Here is a 19,551-nt window from a genome sequence, read left to right as displayed (position 1 = left end):
TGCCCTATGTTGCGGCAACGGAGGAGCGCCATGCGATGACGAACGACAGCGGGGAATGGACGGTCCGGCTGACGCATGCACCGGACCTCCGGGCACCGAACCTCGAGGCAAAGGAACGGGCCGCCGCTTCTCTCTACCGCTACAATATCGAGAAGACCGGGATCGACGACAGAATGCCGGTCGGCGCGGAGCTTTGCAGCTCTTCGGGAGAGGTATTGGGCGGCCTTTGGGGCCGGACTGAGCTTGGGTTGTTGTTTCTCGATATGTTTTTCCTGCCGGAGCGCGTACGCGGGAGATCGCAAGGTGCACGGCTTCTCGCGGTGGTCGAGGAGGAAGCGAGAAGCCGCGGCTGCATGCGTGTCGTCGTCGAGACAAGCAGCTGCCACGCTCCGGGATTTCTATCTCCGGCACGGCTACGACGAATTTGGCCGGGTTGAGTTCGGCAACGACGGTCACGCCCGCATTTTCTTGCGCAAAACGCTGGAATGAGGCGCCGATTGTCAGACCCGGCTTCGCACCTGCCCCTCAGGCCGGCTCGCGCTTCAGCGCCTGCGCCATGCAATGGATGCCGCCTCCGGTCTTCGAGATCTCGCTCATATCGACCGCCGCGACCTCGAAGCCACGTGCCTTGAGCTGGCCGATTAGCGTTTGGCTGGACGTCGGCGCGATCACCCTGTCCTTGCCCAGCGACATGAAGTTGCAGCCGAGTGCCATCGTGTCCTGGAACGGCACGTCGATGATCTCGTGGCCCTTGCCCTTCAGCCAATCGACGATGCCCGGCTCCGTGCAGGCGAGGCAGACGGCGGTCAGCTTCTCGGCGATTGGCACCACCATTAGGTCGATATGGACATAGTATTCGTCGATGAAGGCGATGCGGGTTTCCCAACCCTCCTTGTCGAACCAGGCCTGGACCTGGCGCGCGCCCTCCTCCTGCGTGCGGGCGCCACCGCAGCCGATCAGCACCACGCCGTCCTCGATGACGTTGAAGTCGCCGCCCTCGAAAGTGCCCGCGGTGACCATGTCGTAGATCGGGATGCCGAGCTTCTCATAAGTGCGGATCGCCGCATAGTTCTCGCCGCGCCGCCACCAGTTGGCCATCGCGGTGATGATGACGCCGTACGGTGTCATGACGCTTGAATCGCGCGAATACACCTGCATCGGCAGTTCCGGCGTCGGCTCGTGCCAGTGGATGTTGACGCCGAAATGCTCATAGGCGGCGACCAGATCCTTGTGCTGCGCCTGCGCGATCTGGACGTTGCACGGCGCCTCGCGCAGATGTTTGCGCGACAGCGAGCTGGTCGAGAGGTGGCGCAGGAAATTGGGCGAGCCGAGCAGGACGTCGGTCAAGACATCGGTCTCGTTGGCGAAGCCCCAAGTAGTCAGCGGCTTGGTGCCGCCGGCCGGATTGCGGCGTTGCAACGAAAACGGTTCTGCTACGATACGGTCATGAACGGTCATGGGGTTCTCCTCGCTTGGTTGATCACGCGGCTTGCGGGTTGCTTGGTATCCACCAGTCCCGTCCGCGCGGGGTGGTGACATATTCCGGCCAGCGGAAATGGATCGGCGGGTCGTAGTCGCAAAGTGGCGCCAGCCAATTGCTGCCGCCAATGCCGCCACCGGTGCGGGCGACGAATTCGCCCACTGCCGCATCGCGCGCGGACTTGTCTTCCAGCAGGCGAAGTGCTGCCAGCGCAATCGTCTTCGACGCGCAGGTGACCATCGGATCGATCGTGGCGGAAATACCGCCCAGCGCGTTCATCGCCCAGGACGGATAGACGTGGCCGTTCCGCGAACGCAGCGCCGGGCGGGCGACATAGAACCGCGCCGTCGGCGCGTGCCATGACATGTCGGTGTAATCATCCGAGGTCGAATTGAGCTGCGACGGCGGCAAGTCGCGGCGCAGGATCGCCTCCGCATCCTGCGGCGCAATCAGGTGCTCCATCTCGGCTATGAACGGCTCGTCGGTCGTCGCGCCGCCGGCATTGACCTGGATTTCGCGGGCGATCGCCTTGGCCGTCTCGTCCCAGCGCGGTGGCCCGACCGTCGACAGCGCCTCATAGGCGATATCAGCCATGGCGTGATTGGCCAGCCCCGGACGCGACTTCGACACCCAGTGCCGCTCATGGCGGCAGCCGCTCATTTTCGCGGCGGCTTCCGCATTGCGGTCGAGCACGGCGGTCACCTGCTCGGCCATCGCAGGCGTCGGCACGCGGATCATGTACTGGATCTCGGCCAGCCCCGCCGGCAGATTGTCGGCGGTCGCCTGCCCCGCCGTCAGGATCGCCTCGCTGATCGACCAGCCGCCCTGATGCGGCAGCATGGAATCGCGTAGCGCCTTGGACGCCATGTACATCATCATGAGCGCGTCGTTGGCACCCGGCGCCCTGACCGCCGAATGCGCCTGCGGAATCGGTGCACCATCGCTTGCGCGAACCCAATTTTCGGGTTCGTCGCACACAAAGCGGTAGATCATCGCGTAGGCGGCACCGCAATGCGTGTCCCAGCGCGCCGTGTTGCAGAGCGGCAGCATGTAGAAGGGATGAAAGGAGATCATGCCGGCAAGCCCGTCATAATAGCCCTTTGCCGCATGAATCGGCTTCGATCCCCGCACCTTCTCCGCCGGCTCGCCGGTGAAGCGCAGCGTGCCCGGTATGCCGTGCCGCTGCATCGCCGCTTTGGTCGCCAAAAGCCCGCCAAGGCTGGCAATACCGAGGCCGGAATGCGGATCGGTGTGGCCGCCGGCCTGTTCGCCGAGTCCCGGGCGCGGACGCCTCACTGTCGCCGCATCCTGGCAATTGCCGGGTACGGCGTCATACTCGGCATACATGCCGATGGTCGGCCCGGCGCCGTTGGTCCAATGGGCGCAGAAGGCGGTGGGCATGCCGCCAGAGCCTTCCTCCACAGAAAAGCCTTCGTGCTTCAGACGTTCCACATACCAGGCGGCCGACTGGTATTCGCGCCAGGCGGTCTCGCCGAAATCGAAGATCGTCCGCGTCCACGCCGACAGCGACGGCTGGATGTCATCCAGACAGGCAAGCGCGGTCGCTTGGGCCGAGTTCGTCACCGGTTCCTCCATGGATGAGAAGAAAGCAGTGAAGCGCCTCGCCAAAAAGTGATATGTTTTCCCGGCTCATGCAAATTCGGTTCACCTCTTGAGAATTCCATCGACGCAGGCGCTGCGCGCCCTCGACAGTTTTGCCCGTCACGGCAGCGTCTGGCGCGCTGCTGACGAACTGCATCTGACCCGCAGCGCCGTCAGCCATCAGCTTCGCCTGCTCGAACGCGATCTCGGCTTCGATCTGCTCGAGCGCATCGGCAAGGGCGTGGCGCTCACTCCGCGCGGCCAGCGCTATGCCAGCGACGTGCGCAAGGCGCTGACTGTGCTGGGCGACGCAGTGACTCGCCACGCCGGCACCGGCGTCGGCGGCTCGTTCAGCGTCAGCTGCACGCCGGGTTTCGCCTCGCTGTTCCTGTGCACTCACATTGGCGAATTCCGGCAGATGTACCCCGATGTCGCGCTGCGCATCCTGACGCCGCGGCGGCTGGACGACGTCAGCAATGCCGAAGCCGACGCCTTCATCGCCTTCGGCGTCGGCAACTGGCCGAACCGCGCGGTCGAGCTATTGTGCGAAATCTCGTTTACGCCGCTGTGCAGCCCGACGCTGCTCAACAAAGTCGGCGGCTTTTCCAAGCCGGCCGACGTGCTGCGCGCCAATCTGCTGCATCTCGGCGACACCGAGGACTGGGCGCGGTGGCTGGCGCTATCGAAGGTCGAGAATCCGGACATCGAGGGCGGCATCTTCTTTTCCGACATGAACCTGGTCTTTTCGGCGGCGATCGCCGGCCAGGGCATCGCCATGGGCGACGAGTTGACCAGCCGCCGGGCGCTGAGCGAAGGCCGACTGGTGCGCCCCTTCGACATCGCGATCAGTTCGCCGCGGTCGTACTTCTTCGTCTCAGAGCATGCCAAGGCGAGCCACCCGGTGCTGGATGTATTCAGTGGATGGTTGCGGTCGAAGCTGTCGGAGAACCAGCGTTAATCTCCCCCCTCGAGGGGGAGATGGCCGCGGAGCGGCCAGAGAGGTCGCTTCGGCTGGGCTCGGCCCGGTCTGGCTTTCAAAGAAAGAGGAAGTTGGCGCTCACGCGCAGCGATCCCCTCTGTCGCCTTCGGCGACATCTCCCCCTCGAGGGGAGAGATTTGGCACTACACCTCACCATAGATGAATCAAATTTGCCGGTCAGGCGAAAACTATTCGGTTGCGGTGAGCCGCCGCCCTGCCTACGATTTCAATCAGCATTGAGGACAAAGGCAGGATGCAGCAACCCGGCCGGGCCGCAGAGATCAAGGCAATCGGGATCGGCAAGAGCTTCGGCTCCTTCCGTGCACTGGACGATCTGACGCTCGATATCGGCCGCGGTGAGTTCCTGACCCTCCTCGGGCCTTCCGGTTCGGGCAAGACCACCTTCCTGATGATCCTTGCCGGTTTCGTGCAGCCGACCGACGGTCGCCTTTACAGCGACGGCGTCGACATCACCGAGCGGCCGGCCGAACAGCGTGCGGCCGGCATGGTTTTCCAGGGTTACGCGCTGTTCCCGCATATGTCGGTCGAGGCCAACATCGCCTTCCCGCTCAAGGTGCGCAAGAAATCGTCGGCAGAGATCAAACGACGTGTCGGCGAGATGATCGAGCGCGTCGGGCTGAAGGGCCACGAGAAGAAACTGCCGTCGCAGCTTTCCGGCGGCCAGCAGCAGCGCGTGGCGCTGGCACGCGCGCTGGTGTTCGAGCCGGGCGTGCTCCTCCTCGACGAGCCGTTCTCGGCGCTCGACAAGGGCTTGCGCGGCCAGATGCAGGCCGAGATGAAGCGGCTGCACCAGGAGACCGGCACCACCTTCGTCTTCGTCACCCATGACCAGAGCGAGGCGCTGGCGCTATCGTCGCGCGTTGCCATCTTCAACCACGGCAAATTGCTGCAGGTTGGCGCGCCTGACGAGGTTTACGACCGGCCGGCCAGCCGTTTCGTCGCCGAGTTTCTCGGCGAGATCAACATGCTGCCGCTGAAGGGCGTGCGCAACGCCGACAACGGCGCCACCGGCCTATGCGAAGATCGCACCATCACGCTGCGCGGCAATGCAAGCGCCGTCGGCAGCAACGCCATCCTGGCGATCCGGCCCGAATACATGTCGATCGCACCCGAAGCGGCCGCCGGCGAGAACGGCATCGCCGCGACTGCGGTCGCTTCGACCTATCTCGGTGCCGCGACGCGGCTCGATCTCACGACGCGCCAGGGCGCCAAGGTGACGGTCTCGGTGCCGAACGAGGTCGCAGCGTCGGCACTCAGCAAGGGCAATTCCGTGTGGCTGACATGGCCGGCGGAAAAAGGTTTCCTCCTTCCGGACGGAGGACAATGACGATTGGCGTGGCGAAGCTGAATTCGCCAAGCTGACTTTCGGGAAGTATCAACGACAAAAAAGGGGAACTGACATGACAAACAATTCAAAGATGAGCGAAACCAAGAAACACTCTATCGAGACGCTGTCCGCCAGGGCGGCGCGCGGTGAGATCTCGCGCCGGCAGTTCACGCAGCTGGCCGCACTCGTGCTGGCCGGCACGCCGATCCTGCTGCGCTCGACCGGCGCGTTCGCGCAAGCCAAGGAACTGGTGCTGGTCAATTGGGGCGGCGACGCCATCACCGCCTATGATGCGGCCTATGGCCAGGCCTTCACCAAGGAGACCGGCATCACCGTCAAGATGGATGGCTCCGGCCCGACAGAAGGCGCGATCGCGGCGCAGTTCAAGAGCGGCGCCCCGACCTGGGACCTGGTCGACGTCGACCCGTTCTCGGCCATCACCCTCGGCGCCCAAGGCATGCTCGAGCCGATCGACTATTCGATCGTCGACAAGAAGAAGATGCGCGAGGGCTTCGGCTGGGAGCACGCCGCCTCGACCTATTTCTTCTCCTATGTCATCGCCTATGATTCCGAGAAATTCGGCAGCCAGGCACCGACCGGGATGGCCGATTTCTTCGACGTGACGAAATTCCCCGGCAAGCGCTCGCTCTACAAATGGGGCGTGTCGAGCTGGGAAGCGGCACTGCTCGCCGACGGCGTCGCGCCTGCCTCGCTCTACCCGCTCGATCTCAAGCGCGCGCATGACAAGATCGCCGCCTTCAAGGAAAACGTCGTGGCCTATTGGGGCGGCGGTGCCGAAAGCCAGAGCGTGCTGCTCGATGGCGAGGCTTCGATGGCGATCGTCTGGTCGACTCGGGCGTCGCTGATCGAGCAGGATTCCGGCGGCAAGATCAAATTCATCTGGGACCAGGGCCTGATCTCGCCCGGCGCGCTCGCGGTGCTCAAGGGCAATCCCGGCGGCAAGGACGCGGCGATGAAGTTCATCGCCAGCGCCCAGGATCCGGAAAAGCAGCTCATTATGTTCGACAAGCTCGGCCAGGGTCCGGCCAACCCGGCCGCCGACGCGCTGATCCCCGCCGACAAGAAGCGCATCAACCCGGTCGACCCCGAAAACATGAAGAAGCAGATCGCGCTCGACATGGAGTGGTACGCCAAGAACTACGGGGCCGCACTCGACGAATACACGAAGATCATCTCCGCCTGATAGGACCGGGGATAACCGGGGCCGAGATGAAAGCATATCTCTCCGACAGGATGGGCGCGGCGCTGTTGATGGCGCCGCTGCTCCTGTTCCTTGGCGCCGCCTATGCCTGGCCATTTTTCGGCGTCGTCAATTGGAGCTTCACGCTGCCAGAGCCGGGGCTCGGGCAGTATGGCACGCTGCTCAGCGACCCGCTGGTTCAGTCGGTGTTCGTCCGCACGCTGCGCATCGCCGCGATCGTCACGATTGTTTCGGTTGCCGCTGCCTATGCCATCACCGTGGTCTGGGTGCGCGGCACGCCGGCGCAGCGCGTAATCGCCGAATTCTGCATCCTGGTGCCGTTCTGGATCTCGGTGCTGACGCGCGCTTTCGGCTGGGTGGCGCTGCTTTCCAATCGCGGCCTGTTCAATACCTGGCTGCAGGCGATCGGCTTCATCTCAGAACCGCTGACGCTGGTACGCAACGAATTCGGCGTCATCGTCGGCATGACGCATTTCCTTATCCCCTTCGCCGTGTTTCCACTGGCGTCGTCGATGCGCAGCCTTGACGACCGCGTCCTGCTGGCGGCGCGCGGGCTCGGCTCCAGCCGTATGCGCACCTTCTGGTCGGTGTTCGTGCCCATGACCCGCTCCGGCATCATCGGCTCGGCGCTCATCGTCTTCGTGTTTTCGCTGGGCTTCTTCGTGACGCCGGCGATCCTCGGCGGCGGCCGCAGCGTGATGGTCGCCGAGCTGATCTATCTCCGCATCTTCCAGAGCCCGGACTGGGGCCTGGGGGCGGCGATCAGCGTCGTACTGGTGCTGTTCGTCGGCGCGCTGATGGCGCTGGTGTTCCGCTATGTCAGACCGAAGCAGCTGATCTGATGCCGACCTACCGCCCCGGCCCCGTCTCGCTGGTCCTCGCCGCCCTGGTTGCGCTATTTCTGCTGTTGCCGCTGCTTGCCGTCATCCCGGTGTCGCTGACGCCGACCCGCATGCTTGCAATGCCGTCAGGCGAATTGTCGCTGCGCCATTACCGGGCGCTGATCGAGGATCCGCGCTGGATCAACTCGATCCTGCTCTCGATCAGAATCGGCGTCGTCAGCAGCGCCTTTTCCACCGTGCTGGCGCTGTGCTTCAGCCTCGGTGTGTGGATGTTCCAGCCGCGCTTTACCGCTGCACTCGTCGGGTTCGTGCTGCTGCCGATGGTGGTGCCGCCTGTGGTCTCGGCGATCACGCTCTACTTCCTGCTGACCTCGATCTCCGGCGTCAGCTCGTTCTTCGGCTATGACACCTGGCTCGGTGTCGCCATGGCGCATGCGGTGATGACGGTGCCCTTCGCCACAGTGCTGATCCTGGTGTCGCTCAGCCAGCTCGACCGGCGCATCGACCTTGCCGCTCGCGGCCTCGGCGCCACCGTGTGGGAGCGCGCCACCCGCATCATCATGCCCAACATCAAATTCGGCATCGTCACCGCAGCCCTCCTGTCCTTCGTACTGTCCTGGGAAGAGATCGGCGTCACCCTGTTCATCACCTCGGTCAATGCCATCACGCTGCCCAGGCTGATGTGGATGGGCCTGCGCGACAACATCGACCCGGCGATCGCCGCCCTTTCGGTGATCCTGATCATCATCACGGTGCTGGTGCTGGCGGCGCGCAGTGTTGTGGTCAGGCTGCGCCGGCCGAATTAGGATACAAGGTCTGGCTGCAGACGCGAATGGCCGCACCACCTTGCCGCTAAGTGATGGACCTCCGGTGAGGATCGGTCACCGGAAAGAACCCAAGGGGTTGCAGCCGGTCGATGAGAGCCTCGGTGCCATTCTCCTTTGCGAAGGCCAGTTCACTATCGGTGATCCCTGTAAAGGTCAGGAGATCGACCTGCCCTGAAGGCAATTGGAAGCCCGTCGGCAAAGATGCGGGGCGCGAAAGGATCACATTTCTGATGAGGCAGTTTTCCTTTCCGTTGATCGGCGAGCGGATTGGAATGCGATCGCCCTCGGTCAATGGCTGACCGCCCGGGAAATGGCCCACGTCGAGTAGCAGGTCGAAAGCCAGCAGGTTTTGCAGGCATTGGGTTGCCCAATCGCCGCGCTCCGCGGATGCAAAAATGAACTCGATGCCAGCCCCTGATTGAGAGGCAGGATCGTGGCCGTCGCTTTCCTCGTGCCACGGATTTGAGTGACCCGAAGTGACGTAGAGCCAGAACGGCCTTTGTGGCGTCGGTGCGAACTCAAATACGCCGTAAAACGGCCAGGTGGGATCGATCTCTTTGACACCGAACCTTTTGCGCAAACAACTCAGACGAAAGCGTAAAGATGCCGCGTTGCTCTCCGCCGAAGAGGGTTGGATAGATTTTCTCTTCCCGGATCCGCCAGACTTCCTCCAGGTCCATGGACGCCCCCGAACTTGCCTGGTGAGTCCAGGTTGGCGAAGCTTGTCAGAACTTATGGAACGAAAATAGTCCTGGAACATGTTTGGCGAGCCCGGCAAGATTCGACTGCAGTCGACGATGGCGCCTGGGCACTCGGTCGGACAACTGGCCGAGCCATGTCAACGCGTCACTCTATCCCATCGCGTGGCGGATTGTCTTGGACAGACGGCTAAGGAACACCGGTCTAGACGATGCGTCGAGCTTCCACGACAGCACCGCCGTCGCCATTTTCCGTGGCAACACCCCGACTGACAGGAACCAGGCGGCAAGGACGGCGCGCCGCCGCAGGGACGCGGTCATTTCGAGACTGGCGACGGCGCCCGCCGCCCCGAGCGCCGGCCGGAAATCATTGGCCACGGGATGCCGGCGTCTGTCTGCGCACAGCGACGCCAGCCGCTCTTCCAGATGGACCGGATCGTGGCGGACCGCCTCCGACGGCACGATTGTTAAGCCGATCCCGGAGGCTTGATCCGACAGCGCCTGCATGCGGCGGAAATCGTGGGTTACCCTCCAGCGCGCCCGCTCGGCGAGCTTTTCACCGAAGACCGAATGGTTGGCGCCGTGGATCCGGTAGGCGCCGACGCATTCCTCAATGGACTGGACGTGCCCGTACATAGGCGCCAGCGTTGCAAGATAGCCGTCGGCGCCTTGGCGGAACTCCGGCTCTGGAATCGGCATGATCGATTCCAGGGTTGTGCGGTCAAAGGCCAGCCCGCTGGTTACGGTTGTCTGGTAGCGGCCCTTGTGCAGAAGTTTCGGCATGACGTCGCCGCTGTCGAACGGCAGTTCGGGCGGCGGAAAGACGTCCTTGATGCGTTGCCGCTCGTCGACGATATGCAGCCTGGACTGCACCTGGGCCGTTGCCGCATCCCAGGTGTCGACGATCGTGGAAACAGCGGTCGGATAGAGGTAGTCGTCGGCGTCGAGGAACAGGACGATCTTGCCCGAGCTTGCCGCAAAGCCGGTGTTGAACGCGGCGGCATGCCCGCCATTTTGCACTCGCGGGCATGCGACGATCTCGTCGCGATAGGATTCTATGATTGTCGTGGAATTGTCCTGGGATGCATCGTCGACGACGACGACTTCGACATCCGCGTAGTCCTGCTCCAGCGCGCTATCAATGCTGCGTTTGAGGAAACGCGCGTAATTGTAGTTCGGGATAATGATTGATACCGGAATCCTCGGTTCAGACTGCATCGCGTTCACCTCGCATCTTGCTTTGGTTCGGCAAAGCCCGCTCACGGCCGCCCCCTCTTCAAGCGCGACGAGTTCCTGAGAGGAAGCATGCGCCTTCCGTCAGGAGACGGGTCACGTCTCTTGCGACTTCGTAGCGAGGCCGCCATGCCTTCGAGGGCTGCCGCCTTGGTCAAGGTTGTGGTCGGCGGCAGCAAAAGCTCCGACGGTTTCGGCCGCTCGCAACCGAGCCCGACGGAAATGTCTCGCCTTCGGTCGCGATCAGGTCGGGATCGAAGTGGACGGGTGCCTTGAAGGCATGGCGGATACTGGCCATCAAATATGGCTGGAGCAAGCCCCGCGCCAACAACAAGACTCACAAGCCTGTTACATTCGAGGCTAGCGCGCAGCGGCGTGGCCTGTGGATAATCGCAGATGTAGGAGATTGGCCGCGGCTAGTCCGAAGCCGGCGGCAGCCGGCTTCGGACTATGACCATGCAGCCTGACAATCAGGCGGCCTGCAGCCCTGGCAGCGACAGGTCAGCTTCCTCCGGCAAGTCGCCGGCCATTGCTGCGGCAAACTTGGTCTGGTCGAGTTCCCCTTCCCAGCGCGCCACGACCACGGTCGCCACCGCATTGCCGACGAAGTTGGTCAGCGCCCGGCATTCCGACATGAAGCGGTCGACGCCGAGGATCAAAGCCATGCCGGCGACCGGCACCGTGGGTACGACCGAGAGCGTCGCGGCGAGCGTGATGAAGCCGGCGCCGGTGATGCCGGCGGCACCCTTGGAGCTCAGCATGGCAACGGCGAGCAGCAGGATCTGGTCGCCGAAGGTGAGCGGCGTGTCGGTCGCCTGCGCTATGAACAAAGCGGCCAGCGTCATGTAGATGTTGGTGCCATCGAGGTTGAAGGAATAGCCGGTCGGGATGACCAACCCAACCACCGAGCGGTTGCAGCCGGCGCGCTCCATCTTGGACATCAGTCCCGGCAGTGCCGCTTCCGAGGACGAGGTGCCGAGCACCAGCAGCAGCTCTTCCTTGATGTAGCGGATCAGCGCCAGGATCGAGAAGCCGTTGTAGCGGGCAACGGCGCCAAGCACCACCAGCACGAACAGCAGCGCGGTCAGATAGAATGTGCCGATCAGCATGGCGAGGTTGGCGATCGAGCCGATGCCGTATTTGCCAATGGTGAAGGCCATGGCGCCGAAGGCGCCGATCGGCGCGGCCTTCATCAGGATGGCGACGAGGCGGAAGATCGGCGTGGTCAGTGCCTGCAGGAAATCGACGACCGGACGGCCGCGGTCGCCGACCATGGCCAAAGCGACACCGAACAGCACCGAGAAGAACAGCACTTGCAGGATGTCGCCCTTCGCGAAGGCGCCGGTGATCGTGTCGGGGATTACATTCATCAGGAAGCCGACAATGCTGGTGTCGTGCGCCTTTTCGGCATAGGTCGCCACCTTGGTGGCGTCGAGCGTGGCCGGATCGATATGCATCCCGGCACCCGGCTGGACGACGTTCGACACGACGAGACCGACGACAAGCGCCAGCGTCGAGAACACCAGGAAATAGATCATCGCCTTGCCGGCGACGCGGCCGATCTTCTGCAGGTCGGCAACGCCGGCGATCCCGGTTGCCACCGTCAGGAAGATCACCGGCGCGATCACCATCTTCACCAGCTTGATGAAGGCGTCGCCGAACGGCTTCATCGCCTCACCGGTTTCGGGATAGAAGTGGCCGAGAAGCACACCGGTGGCGATCGCCGCCAGCACCTGCACATAGAGATGCCGGTAGAAGGGAAGTTTGCCGCGCGGCTCGGCGGCAGCGAATACTGTCTGCATGACGTCCTCCATTGTGCTCCGATCGAAAGCTCGACCTCCCGGAGCAATTGCATTGACCCCCAGCAGCCTCGCGACCGCTGAATTCGTGTTTGCAACTGCCGTGCCAGACTGCGGGGAAGAGAATTTCCCTATGATTTTATTGAATATTCTCGAAATCGAGGTTTCGTCGTGCATAGAAAGTGCGGATATTCGCATAGCCGAATTGTGCTTTGTGCGAAAACATGCACAAATGGCTGATGCTGCAAAGCCCCGCCGCTGCCCCGTTTTCAACGCCCCAACCGTCCACGCCCGAGCAACTCGGCAGGCGAGCGCGCCGTGCCTGGCTGCTGTTTGCGGCCATCGCCCTTGCGATCGCCACGGCCGCACTTTACGGCGCAGGCCTTTATGGCCGCACCACGGAGGTTGGGGCACTGGCGGCGCAAGGCCGCACCGACGCCAATCTGAAGGTCGCGCTGCTGCGCGCCGTGCTGGAGAGCCCGCGCGCCCTGCCCCTGCTTTTGTCGGAGGACCAGCAGGTGCGCGACGCGCTGGCACAGAAAAGTGCTGCTGCAATCGATGTGCTGAATCGCAAGCTTGAAGGGCTGGTCTCCGGCACCAAGGCCTCGGTGCTCTATGTCATCGGCACCGACGGGCTGGCGATCGCCTCCAGCAACTGGCGCGACCCGATCAGTTTTGTCGGCAATGACTACCGGTTCCGCGACTATTTCTCCGCGGCGATGCAATCCGGAACCGCCGAATATTTCGCGCTCGGCAATGTCAGCAAACGCCCAGGCCTCTACATCTCGCGCCGCGTCGGCGATGCTGCCGCACCGCTCGGCGTCGTCGTCGTCAAGGCGGAGTTCGATCAGCTCGAGGCCGACTGGAGCGAGGTGAACCGCCCGGCCTATGTCAGCGACGAGCGTGGCATCGTCCTGATCACCAGCGTGCGGTCCTGGCGCTTCATGACAACGGCGCCGCTTGCCGCGTCTGATCTTGCCGCCATCCAGAACAGCCAGCAGTTCGGCGATGCACCGCTGATGCCATTGCCGATCACGCGCTCGCAGGCGCTCAGCCCGGACACATCCATCGTCCACGCGGTGACGCCCGGCGGCAGCGACGCGGAATATCTCCGGCTTTCAGCCCCGGTTCCTTCGACCCCCTGGCGGCTCGACTATCTCGTTCCGGCCGAGGCGCCGATCGCCGCCGCGGCCCGTGAAATGCGGCTCCTTGCGCTCGGCGTCTTGGTCCCGTTACTCGGCCTTGCTGCGTATCTGTTGTGGCGCCGGCAGTCGGGACAAATGCGGATCGCCGCCGAACTGGCGGCGCGCACCGAACTCGAACGCCGCGTCGTCGAACGGACCGAGGATCTGAGCCGCGCCCGCGACCGGCTGCAGGCGGAGATATCAGACCATCGCAGCACGGAAGCCAAGCTGCAGGTGGTGCAGCAGGATCTGGTCCAGGCCAACCGCCTCGCCATCCTCGGCCAGGTCGCCGCCGGCGTCGCCCATGAGATCAACCAGCCGGTTGCCACCATACGCGCCTATGCCGACAACGCCCGCGTCTTCCTCGACAGGAAGCAAACCGCACCCGCCGAGGAAAACCTCGGCGCCATCGCAGCCCTGACCGAGCGCATCGGCACCATCACCGAAGAATTGAAGGCCTTTGCCCGCAAGGGCCGCACCGCCGCCGAGCCTGTCGAATTGCGCGGTGTCTTCGAGGGCGCCGTCGTGCTGTTGAGAAGCCGCTTTGCCGGCCGGCTCGACGCACTGGCGATCGACCTGCCATCACCGAGCCTCAAGGTCATGGGCAATCGGGTCCGGCTCGAACAGGTGCTGATCAACCTCTTCCAGAACGCGCTCGAAGCGCTGGACGGCCGCAACGACGCTCATGTGCGGGTTTCGGTCGAGGAGACCGCGGACGGCGTGACGGTCGGCGTGTCCGATAACGGACCTGGCATTCCGCCAGGGATTCTCAAATCGCTGTTCACGCCGTTCAACACATCCAAGGAAAAAGGCCTCGGTCTTGGCCTTGTCATCTCGAAGGATATCGTCGCCGACTACGGCGGACGTATCGAGGTTTCGAGCGACGGCAGCGGCACCCGCTTCATCATCCATCTCTTGAAAGCAGCATAGTGGCCAAGGCAGCATGACGAACGAGGACGCAGCGCCGGTCATCCTGGTCGATGACGACAGCGATCTTCTTAGGGCTACCGCGCAGACGCTGGAGCTTGCCGGGTTTTCGGTCTCGCCTTTTTCGGTGGCGGCCGAGGCGCTGGCCAGGCTCGACACCGGTTTTGCCGGCGTGGTTGTTTCGGATATCCGCATGCCTCAGATTGACGGCTTGCAGCTTTTCGACCGCATCCTGCGGCTGGACGCGGACATTCCGGTCATCCTCGTCACCGGGCATGGCGACATCGCGGTTGCCGTCAAGGCGATCAAGGACGGCGCCTACGACTTCATCACCAAACCCTTCGCCGCCGACCGGCTGGTGCAGAGCGTGCGCCGCGCGGCGGAAAAGCGCCGCCTGGTGCTGGAGAACCGCGCCTTGCGCGAAGCGGCCGGAGAAGCGCAGGACGGCCTGCCGCTGATCGGCCAGACGCCGGCGATGGAAAGGCTGCGCCGCACGCTGCGCCAGATCGCCGACACCGACGTCGACGTGCTGGTGACCGGCGAGACCGGCTCCGGCAAGGAGGTGGTGGCAAGCCTCTTGCATCGCTGGAGCCGCCGCGCCAGGGGCAATTTCGTTGCGCTGAATTGCGGCACTCTGCCGGAGACGGTCATCGAGAGCGAGTTGTTCGGCCATGAGGCCGGCGCCTTCACCGGCGCGCAGAAGAAGCGGATCGGCCGCATCGAGCACGCCAGCGGCGGCACGCTGTTCCTCGACGAGATCGAAAGCATGCCGGTCTCGACACAGGTGCAGATGCTGCGCGTGCTTGAGATGCGCGAGGTCACGCCGCTCGGCACCAACGAGTTGCGGCCCGTCGACCTGCGCGTGGTTGCGGCCGCCAAGGTCGATCTCGGCGATCCGCGCCAGCGCGGCACGTTCCGCGAGGATCTCTACTACCGGCTCAACGTGGTGACGATCTCCATTCCACCGCTGCGCGAGCGCCGCGACGACGTCGCCCTGCTGTTCTTCTATTTCGCCGAGCGCGCCGCCGCCCGCTTTCGGCGTCCGGTGCCGGCGGTGTCGGCCTCGGTGCACCGCCATCTCAGGGAGCATGACTGGCCGGGCAATGTGCGCGAGCTCGCGCATTTCGCCGAGCGGTTTGTGCTTGGATTGGAAGAAGACGCTGGAGCGCTTCCCCCTGGGCCAGCCCGGCCGGATGCCGACATGAAGCTGCCGGAGCGGCTGGAGCGCTACGAGGCCGACATCATCCGCGAGACGCTTGGCCGCAACGAGGGCGACGTCAGGCGCACGATCGAAGCGCTGGGGATTCCGCGTAAGACGTTCTACGATAAGCTTCAGCGCCATGGCATCGTGCGCAGCGAGTTTTCCAGGTAAAGGGCCGACAGGCCGGTAAGCGTCGGCGACCCTTCCGTGGCCTTGCTCCGAACGCCGATTCCGATCTTCGCGATCATGCGCTAGACTTGCAGGAACTCAACCGGGCTGACCCATGATTGTCCAGACCTGCATCAATGGCGCGCGCAGCGCCGATTTTCATCCGCAACTGCCGCTTGACCCCGGAGCCATGGCGCGTGACGGCGCGGCCTGCGTCGCTGCCGGTGCCGCCGAGCTGCATGTCCATGCGCGCGGGCTCGACGGCCGGGAAAGCCTCGCTCCTGAGGCGATCGACCGCACCATCCTTGCCCTCCGCCGCGCCTGCCCGGGAACGCTGATCGGTGTCTCCACCGGTGCCTGGATCGAGAACGACGACGAGCGGACGCTTGCCGCGATCGCCAGTTGGAGCGAGCTGCCCGACTATGCCTCGGTCAATCTGAGCGAGAAGGCCGCGCCCGAGGTCATGCAAAGCCTGCGGCAGCGCGGCATCGGCATCGAGGCCGGGCTCGCCTCCGTCGCTGATGCCGAGCGCCTGGTCCGGCTCGACCGTGGCAGCCAGGTGCTGCGCATCCTGATCGAGATCTCCGAGGAGGCGCTGGACGCGGCATGGGAAGTCAGCGACGGCATCGCGGCCGTGCTTGACCGCGCCGGGATGCGACGGGCGATCCTGCTGCATGGCGAAAACGCGACAGTCTGGCCATTCGTGCACCGGGCGGCAGAGCGCAACTGGTCGACGCGTGTCGGGCTGGAAGACGGCAAAGAGCTTCCGGACGGCGCTACGGCATCAGGCAATGCCGCACTGACGGCTGCTGCCGTCGCGATCTTCCGGGCCGGTCGCTGATTCATCCCACAGGTTTCGGGCGCCTTGCCTGACCAGGATCTTTTCGGGATCCTGCGTCAGGCCACGTCCCGCAAAGTCGAACGCGGCGTCGCCGACTTGGCGCCGGTGCGATCCTCGTGAAGCGCGAAACCCGCGGCGCCCGGATCGCCCAGTTCGGGGCGGAGCTGCATGCTCGGGATGTGGTAGTCCCCGCCATTCTGCTGCCGATAGGGAATGGGCCGGATTGTCTCGAGCGTCCGCATTCTTTCGCGCAGCCGATCCGCGACAGGCTCGAAATCGGCCTCCCCAAAACGATCCACTCTGTAGACCACGAACGGCGGAAGCACGTCGTAGCCTGGATAGTAAAGGATCCCGTGATTGATCGGGAACAGCAAGTCGTCGATCGGGCCGTTGACGCCGCGGGCGGAGTAATGCTCTTCCCAGCCGCCGGTGGTCACGATCAGCATAGCGCGCTTGCCGGCGAGCGTTCCCTCACCAAAGCGATCACCCCACCGCTTGTCGCTATGCTCGCCGACACCATAGGCGAAGCCGTAGGCGTACACCCGGTCGACCCAGCCCTTGAGGATCGCCGGCATGGCGTACCACCACAGCGGGAACTGGAGGATCAGCGTGTCGGCCCACAGCAGCTTGTCGATTTCCGCTTTAACGTCACCGGTCAGAGTGTTGGTCGCAAAAGCTTTTTTGGATGCCGCAGCCGGCAGGAGGCGTTCTTCGGGCGGCCACGACGGAAAGTCGGCACGGTCCACCTCGGATTTCCAGCCATCGGCATAGAGGTCCGATATCAGCACCTCGTGGCCCTGGGCCTCGAGTTCCCTGATGGCGACGTCACGTAGTGCACCGTTGAGCGAACGCGGTTCAGGATGAGCAAAAACAAGCAGGACTTTCATGGGTCAACTCCGAAGGAAGGACGATCGACGCTAAGGTAGCCAGCCCCGGGATGATCCGCTATATCTGAGTAATGCATAAGATTATGCCGAATAATGGATAGGTCTGACGTCACACTCGAGCGCATGCGCACCTTCGTTCGCGTCGCCGAGCGCGGCAGCCTCTCGGCGGTGGCGCGCGAACTCGGAGTTGGGCAGTCGACGGTCACACGGCATCTGCGCGAGCTCGAAGACGCCGTCGGCGTGCCCTTGCTCAGCAGGACCACCCGGCGTGTCACCAGGACCGATGAAGGCAGCCGTTACTATGCCGACGCCGTCCAGATCCTGCGCCTCGTCGAGCAGGCCGGCGATGAGGCACGGGGCACCCGCGGCGCGTCGGCCGGCACGATCCGGATATCCTGCACGGCGGCGCTCGGGGTCTTGCACATCAGCCGGCTGATCTTCGCCTTTCAGGACCGCTATCCCGACATCGGGGTCGATCTCAGCCTCACCGACGAGCGCATCGACCTTGTGCGGGAGGGCGTCGACATCGCGCTTCGCCTCGGTCCGCTCACCGACAGCTCGATGAAACTGCGGGCGCTCGGCCAGTCCCGGCGTCTGCTGGTGGCGTCGCCGGCCTATCTGGCGGCGCGGGGCAGACCGGCTGTCCCGCAGGACCTGCCTGACCATGAAGGCATCCGGATGTCGAACATCGCGGGAAGCGACACGCTCGCCCTGCAGGGGCCGGGCGTCGAACGCCATGCGGTGCCCTTTGGCGGCCGATTTCGGGTCGACCATGGGCTTGCCGCACGCGAAGCGCTCGTCGCCGGGCGCGGTATCGCACCTGCCCATCACTGGCTTGTCGACGATCTCCTCGCCGCCGGCCGGCTGGAAGTGATCCTGCCGGACTACGCCCCGCCTTCCATTCCGCTGAGCATGCTGATCGTCCCGGAGCGCGCCGGCATTGCCAGGGTCCGGCTGCTGGTCGATTTTCTCGCCGAGCGGATTGGCGGCATTCCGGGGATCGAGAAGCCGCGATCGGAACGATAGCCGACATGTCCTCGGTCGGTCGCGGCACCGGCAAAGACCACGACATCTCCGCTTTCCGGGATCCGGTCGATCTTCTGGTCGCCGACATGACGCCCACGCTGGCACGGGCGATGAAGGTCGCCTTCACCAGGCCCTCAACAAATGGTTCGGCGCGCTCAATGTGCTCAAGGATATCACGCTGAGCGTCGAGCCGCGCGAAGTGGTCGTCGTATGCGGCCCGAGCGGCTCGGGCAAGAGCACGCTGATCCGCTGCATCAATGGTCTGGAGACGATCCGGTGACCTGGTGGTCGACGGCCAGCGCCTTGGCGACCCCGCCAACAACATGACGCGGCTGCGCACCGAGATCGGCTTCGTCTTCCAGTCGTTCAACCTCTATCCGCACAAGACCGCGCTCGAGAACGTCACGCTTGGCGCCGATGCATGTCCGTAAGATTCCGCGCACTGAGGCCGAGAAGGCCGGGCGCGAACTGCTCGCCAAGGTCGGCCTTGCCGACAAGGTCGACGCCTATCCGGGGCGCAACTCTCTGGCGGCCAGCAGCAGCGCGTGGCGATCGCCCGCTGCCTCGGCATGCGCCCCAAGATCATGCTGTTCGACGAGCCGACTTCGGCGCTCGATCCAGATGTGATCTCGGAGGTGCTCGACGTCATAGTCGCGGTGGCCGAGGAAGGCATGACCATGATGGTGGTGACGCACGAAATGGGCTTTGCCCGCAAGGTCGCCCAGCGCGTGGTGTTCATGGACGCCGGCGCCATCGTCGAAAGCGGCACGCCCGACGAGTTTTTCTCCAACCCGAAGACCGACCGCAGCCGCGCCTTTCTCAGCAAGATCCTGCGGCATTAGGGCCTAGACTCAATCAGCTGGCCGCCGCCAAAGACCGAGGGAAACGGACATTCGAAGCCGGTCGTCCAAAAGGCCGCTGCGCGCCAGTAGCCGACGTGTACATCCTGGGCCGGAAAGCCAAAAATCATAGCGATAGCTGCCGTTGCGGGTTTGGAGCGCGTCTGCTGCTTTGTATCCAGACTTGTAGCCGAACCGCCGTGCATAATCCTTGATGTTGCGGCGCATCCCTATCGTCTGGTTGGGGAGCATGCGGGCCAGGTAATCCCCGAGCGGTCCTTGCCCTTGAATTGGTCAGGTGAACCGGGGCGGTCCAGAAATAGTGCTCCGATGTCAGACTCCTGCCTACTTCCTTGTAGTACATGAGCCCGGCCAGGGGCACATCCCTCAGGCACTCTCCAAGCGATAACCCAGTGCCAGGGGGTCGCCTCACTCGTCAGCCGGTTTC

The 19,551-nt window shown here is 64.0% G+C and carries 17 protein-coding genes and 1 pseudogene; 12 read left to right on the top strand and 6 right to left on the bottom strand.

Annotated elements, in window-relative coordinates; all coding sequences use genetic code 11:
- Window positions 1-35: 35 nt before the first annotated feature.
- Entirely contained in the window at window positions 36-437 is a 402-nt protein-coding gene (locus A9K68_RS13860) for a GNAT family N-acetyltransferase (RefSeq protein ID WP_246811371.1), read from the top strand.
- An 88-nt stretch (window positions 438-525) separates the two neighbouring features.
- Here A9K68_RS13860 and A9K68_RS13855 read toward each other — a convergent pair whose 3' ends face one another.
- Both A9K68_RS13855 and A9K68_RS13850 read right to left on the bottom strand, forming a co-directional pair.
- Complete coding sequence (locus A9K68_RS13855) at window positions 526-1,458, bottom strand: dimethylarginine dimethylaminohydrolase family protein (protein WP_065006680.1); 933 nt, start codon at window positions 1,456-1,458, stop codon at window positions 526-528.
- A 22-nt stretch (window positions 1,459-1,480) separates the two neighbouring features.
- Window positions 1,481-3,076: a peptidase M20 gene (locus tag A9K68_RS13850; protein ID WP_065006679.1), complete on the bottom strand. Its 1,596-nt coding sequence runs from the start codon at window positions 3,074-3,076 to the stop codon at window positions 1,481-1,483.
- A 76-nt stretch (window positions 3,077-3,152) separates the two neighbouring features.
- Between A9K68_RS13850 and A9K68_RS13845 the strand changes: the two genes are divergently transcribed.
- From A9K68_RS13845 to A9K68_RS13825, 5 genes are all read left to right on the top strand, one after another.
- On the top strand, window positions 3,153-4,040 hold the full coding sequence (locus A9K68_RS13845; protein ID WP_029350660.1) for a LysR substrate-binding domain-containing protein: 888 nt from the start codon (window positions 3,153-3,155) through the stop codon (window positions 4,038-4,040).
- A 274-nt stretch (window positions 4,041-4,314) separates the two neighbouring features.
- Complete coding sequence (locus A9K68_RS13840; RefSeq protein ID WP_065006678.1) at window positions 4,315-5,409, top strand: ABC transporter ATP-binding protein; 1,095 nt, start codon at window positions 4,315-4,317, stop codon at window positions 5,407-5,409.
- 91 nt (window positions 5,410-5,500) lie between these two features.
- Window positions 5,501-6,613: an ABC transporter substrate-binding protein gene (locus A9K68_RS13835; protein WP_065006765.1), complete on the top strand. Its 1,113-nt coding sequence runs from the start codon at window positions 5,501-5,503 to the stop codon at window positions 6,611-6,613.
- Between the two features lie 26 nt (window positions 6,614-6,639).
- On the top strand, window positions 6,640-7,473 hold the full coding sequence (locus A9K68_RS13830; RefSeq protein ID WP_065006677.1) for an ABC transporter permease: 834 nt from the start codon (window positions 6,640-6,642) through the stop codon (window positions 7,471-7,473).
- Complete coding sequence (locus A9K68_RS13825) at window positions 7,473-8,279, top strand: ABC transporter permease (RefSeq protein WP_065006676.1); 807 nt, start codon at window positions 7,473-7,475, stop codon at window positions 8,277-8,279. The genes A9K68_RS13830 and A9K68_RS13825 overlap by 1 nt, the downstream gene beginning before the upstream one ends.
- A 46-nt stretch (window positions 8,280-8,325) precedes the next feature.
- On the opposite strand, the gene A9K68_RS13820 is transcribed toward A9K68_RS13825, so the two are convergent.
- From A9K68_RS13820 to A9K68_RS13810, 3 genes are all read right to left on the bottom strand, one after another.
- On the bottom strand, window positions 8,326-8,880 hold the full coding sequence (locus A9K68_RS13820; protein WP_163603028.1) for a suppressor of fused domain protein: 555 nt from the start codon (window positions 8,878-8,880) through the stop codon (window positions 8,326-8,328).
- A 271-nt stretch (window positions 8,881-9,151) separates the two neighbouring features.
- Complete coding sequence (locus A9K68_RS13815) at window positions 9,152-10,216, bottom strand: glycosyltransferase (RefSeq protein ID WP_065006675.1); 1,065 nt, start codon at window positions 10,214-10,216, stop codon at window positions 9,152-9,154.
- 485 nt (window positions 10,217-10,701) lie between these two features.
- Window positions 10,702-12,033: a dicarboxylate/amino acid:cation symporter gene (locus A9K68_RS13810; protein ID WP_065006764.1), complete on the bottom strand. Its 1,332-nt coding sequence runs from the start codon at window positions 12,031-12,033 to the stop codon at window positions 10,702-10,704.
- A 236-nt stretch (window positions 12,034-12,269) separates the two neighbouring features.
- On the opposite strand from A9K68_RS13810, the gene A9K68_RS13805 reads away from it, so the two are divergent.
- The 3 genes from A9K68_RS13805 (at window position 12,270) to A9K68_RS13795 (ending at window position 16,351) form a co-directional block, all read left to right on the top strand.
- Window positions 12,270-14,144, top strand: coding sequence for an ATP-binding protein (locus A9K68_RS13805; RefSeq protein ID WP_156768204.1), 1,875 nt, complete (start codon window positions 12,270-12,272; stop codon window positions 14,142-14,144).
- A gap of 13 nt (window positions 14,145-14,157) precedes the next feature.
- A complete protein-coding gene (locus A9K68_RS13800) occupies window positions 14,158-15,513 on the top strand; it encodes a sigma-54 dependent transcriptional regulator (RefSeq protein ID WP_065006673.1) in 1,356 nt (451 codons plus the stop codon).
- A 112-nt stretch (window positions 15,514-15,625) separates the two neighbouring features.
- Window positions 15,626-16,351 (top strand): 3-keto-5-aminohexanoate cleavage protein, encoded by a 726-nt coding sequence (locus A9K68_RS13795; RefSeq protein WP_065006672.1) that lies wholly within the window; start codon window positions 15,626-15,628, stop codon window positions 16,349-16,351.
- 56 nt (window positions 16,352-16,407) lie between these two features.
- On the opposite strand, the gene A9K68_RS13790 is transcribed toward A9K68_RS13795, so the two are convergent.
- Window positions 16,408-17,238 (bottom strand): NAD(P)H-dependent oxidoreductase, encoded by an 831-nt coding sequence (locus tag A9K68_RS13790; RefSeq protein WP_065006671.1) that lies wholly within the window; start codon window positions 17,236-17,238, stop codon window positions 16,408-16,410.
- 93 nt (window positions 17,239-17,331) lie between these two features.
- Between A9K68_RS13790 and A9K68_RS13785 the strand changes: the two genes are divergently transcribed.
- From A9K68_RS13785 to A9K68_RS13780, 3 genes and pseudogenes are all read left to right on the top strand, one after another.
- Window positions 17,332-18,264 carry a LysR family transcriptional regulator gene (locus A9K68_RS13785; RefSeq protein WP_065006670.1) on the top strand — a complete coding sequence of 311 codons (933 nt, stop codon included), beginning with the start codon at window positions 17,332-17,334 and terminating at the stop codon, window positions 18,262-18,264.
- A gap of 5 nt (window positions 18,265-18,269) precedes the next feature.
- Window positions 18,270-18,446, top strand: coding sequence for a hypothetical protein (locus tag A9K68_RS31315; protein WP_156768199.1), 177 nt, complete (start codon window positions 18,270-18,272; stop codon window positions 18,444-18,446).
- A pseudogene (locus tag A9K68_RS13780) lies at window positions 18,425-19,106 on the top strand (amino acid ABC transporter ATP-binding protein). Before A9K68_RS31315 ends, A9K68_RS13780 begins: the two are co-directional and overlap by 22 nt.
- Window positions 19,107-19,551 lie beyond the last annotated feature (445 nt).

It is taken from the genome of Mesorhizobium sp. AA22, from assembly GCF_001672375.2.
Taxonomy (GTDB): Bacteria; Pseudomonadota; Alphaproteobacteria; order Rhizobiales; family Rhizobiaceae; genus Mesorhizobium; species Mesorhizobium wenxiniae.
Note: the sequence above shows the minus strand (reverse complement) of the source record. Positions and strands in the feature narration are given on the sequence as shown.

Bases quoted from the DNA above. Each gene is read 5' to 3' on its own strand.
- A9K68_RS13795 (WP_065006672.1), top strand. From the start codon at position 15,626: ATGATTGTCCAGACCTGCATCAATGGCGCGCGCAGCGCCGATTTTCAT.
- A9K68_RS13815 (WP_065006675.1), bottom strand. From the start codon at position 10,216: ATGCAGTCTGAACCGAGGATTCCGGTATCAATCATTATCCCGAACTAC.
- A9K68_RS13860 (WP_246811371.1), top strand. From the start codon at position 36: ATGACGAACGACAGCGGGGAATGGACGGTCCGGCTGACGCATGCACCG.
- A9K68_RS13825 (WP_065006676.1), top strand. From the start codon at position 7,473: ATGCCGACCTACCGCCCCGGCCCCGTCTCGCTGGTCCTCGCCGCCCTG.
- A9K68_RS13855 (WP_065006680.1), bottom strand. From the start codon at position 1,458: ATGACCGTTCATGACCGTATCGTAGCAGAACCGTTTTCGTTGCAACGC.
- A9K68_RS13830 (WP_065006677.1), top strand. From the start codon at position 6,640: ATGAAAGCATATCTCTCCGACAGGATGGGCGCGGCGCTGTTGATGGCG.
- A9K68_RS13805 (WP_156768204.1), top strand. From the start codon at position 12,270: ATGCTGCAAAGCCCCGCCGCTGCCCCGTTTTCAACGCCCCAACCGTCC.
- A9K68_RS31315 (WP_156768199.1), top strand. From the start codon at position 18,270: ATGTCCTCGGTCGGTCGCGGCACCGGCAAAGACCACGACATCTCCGCT.
- A9K68_RS13850 (WP_065006679.1), bottom strand. From the start codon at position 3,076: ATGGAGGAACCGGTGACGAACTCGGCCCAAGCGACCGCGCTTGCCTGT.
- A9K68_RS13810 (WP_065006764.1), bottom strand. From the start codon at position 12,033: ATGCAGACAGTATTCGCTGCCGCCGAGCCGCGCGGCAAACTTCCCTTC.
- A9K68_RS13835 (WP_065006765.1), top strand. From the start codon at position 5,501: ATGAGCGAAACCAAGAAACACTCTATCGAGACGCTGTCCGCCAGGGCG.
- A9K68_RS13800 (WP_065006673.1), top strand. From the start codon at position 14,158: ATGACGAACGAGGACGCAGCGCCGGTCATCCTGGTCGATGACGACAGC.
- A9K68_RS13785 (WP_065006670.1), top strand. From the start codon at position 17,332: ATGGATAGGTCTGACGTCACACTCGAGCGCATGCGCACCTTCGTTCGC.
- A9K68_RS13790 (WP_065006671.1), bottom strand. From the start codon at position 17,238: ATGAAAGTCCTGCTTGTTTTTGCTCATCCTGAACCGCGTTCGCTCAAC.
- A9K68_RS13840 (WP_065006678.1), top strand. From the start codon at position 4,315: ATGCAGCAACCCGGCCGGGCCGCAGAGATCAAGGCAATCGGGATCGGC.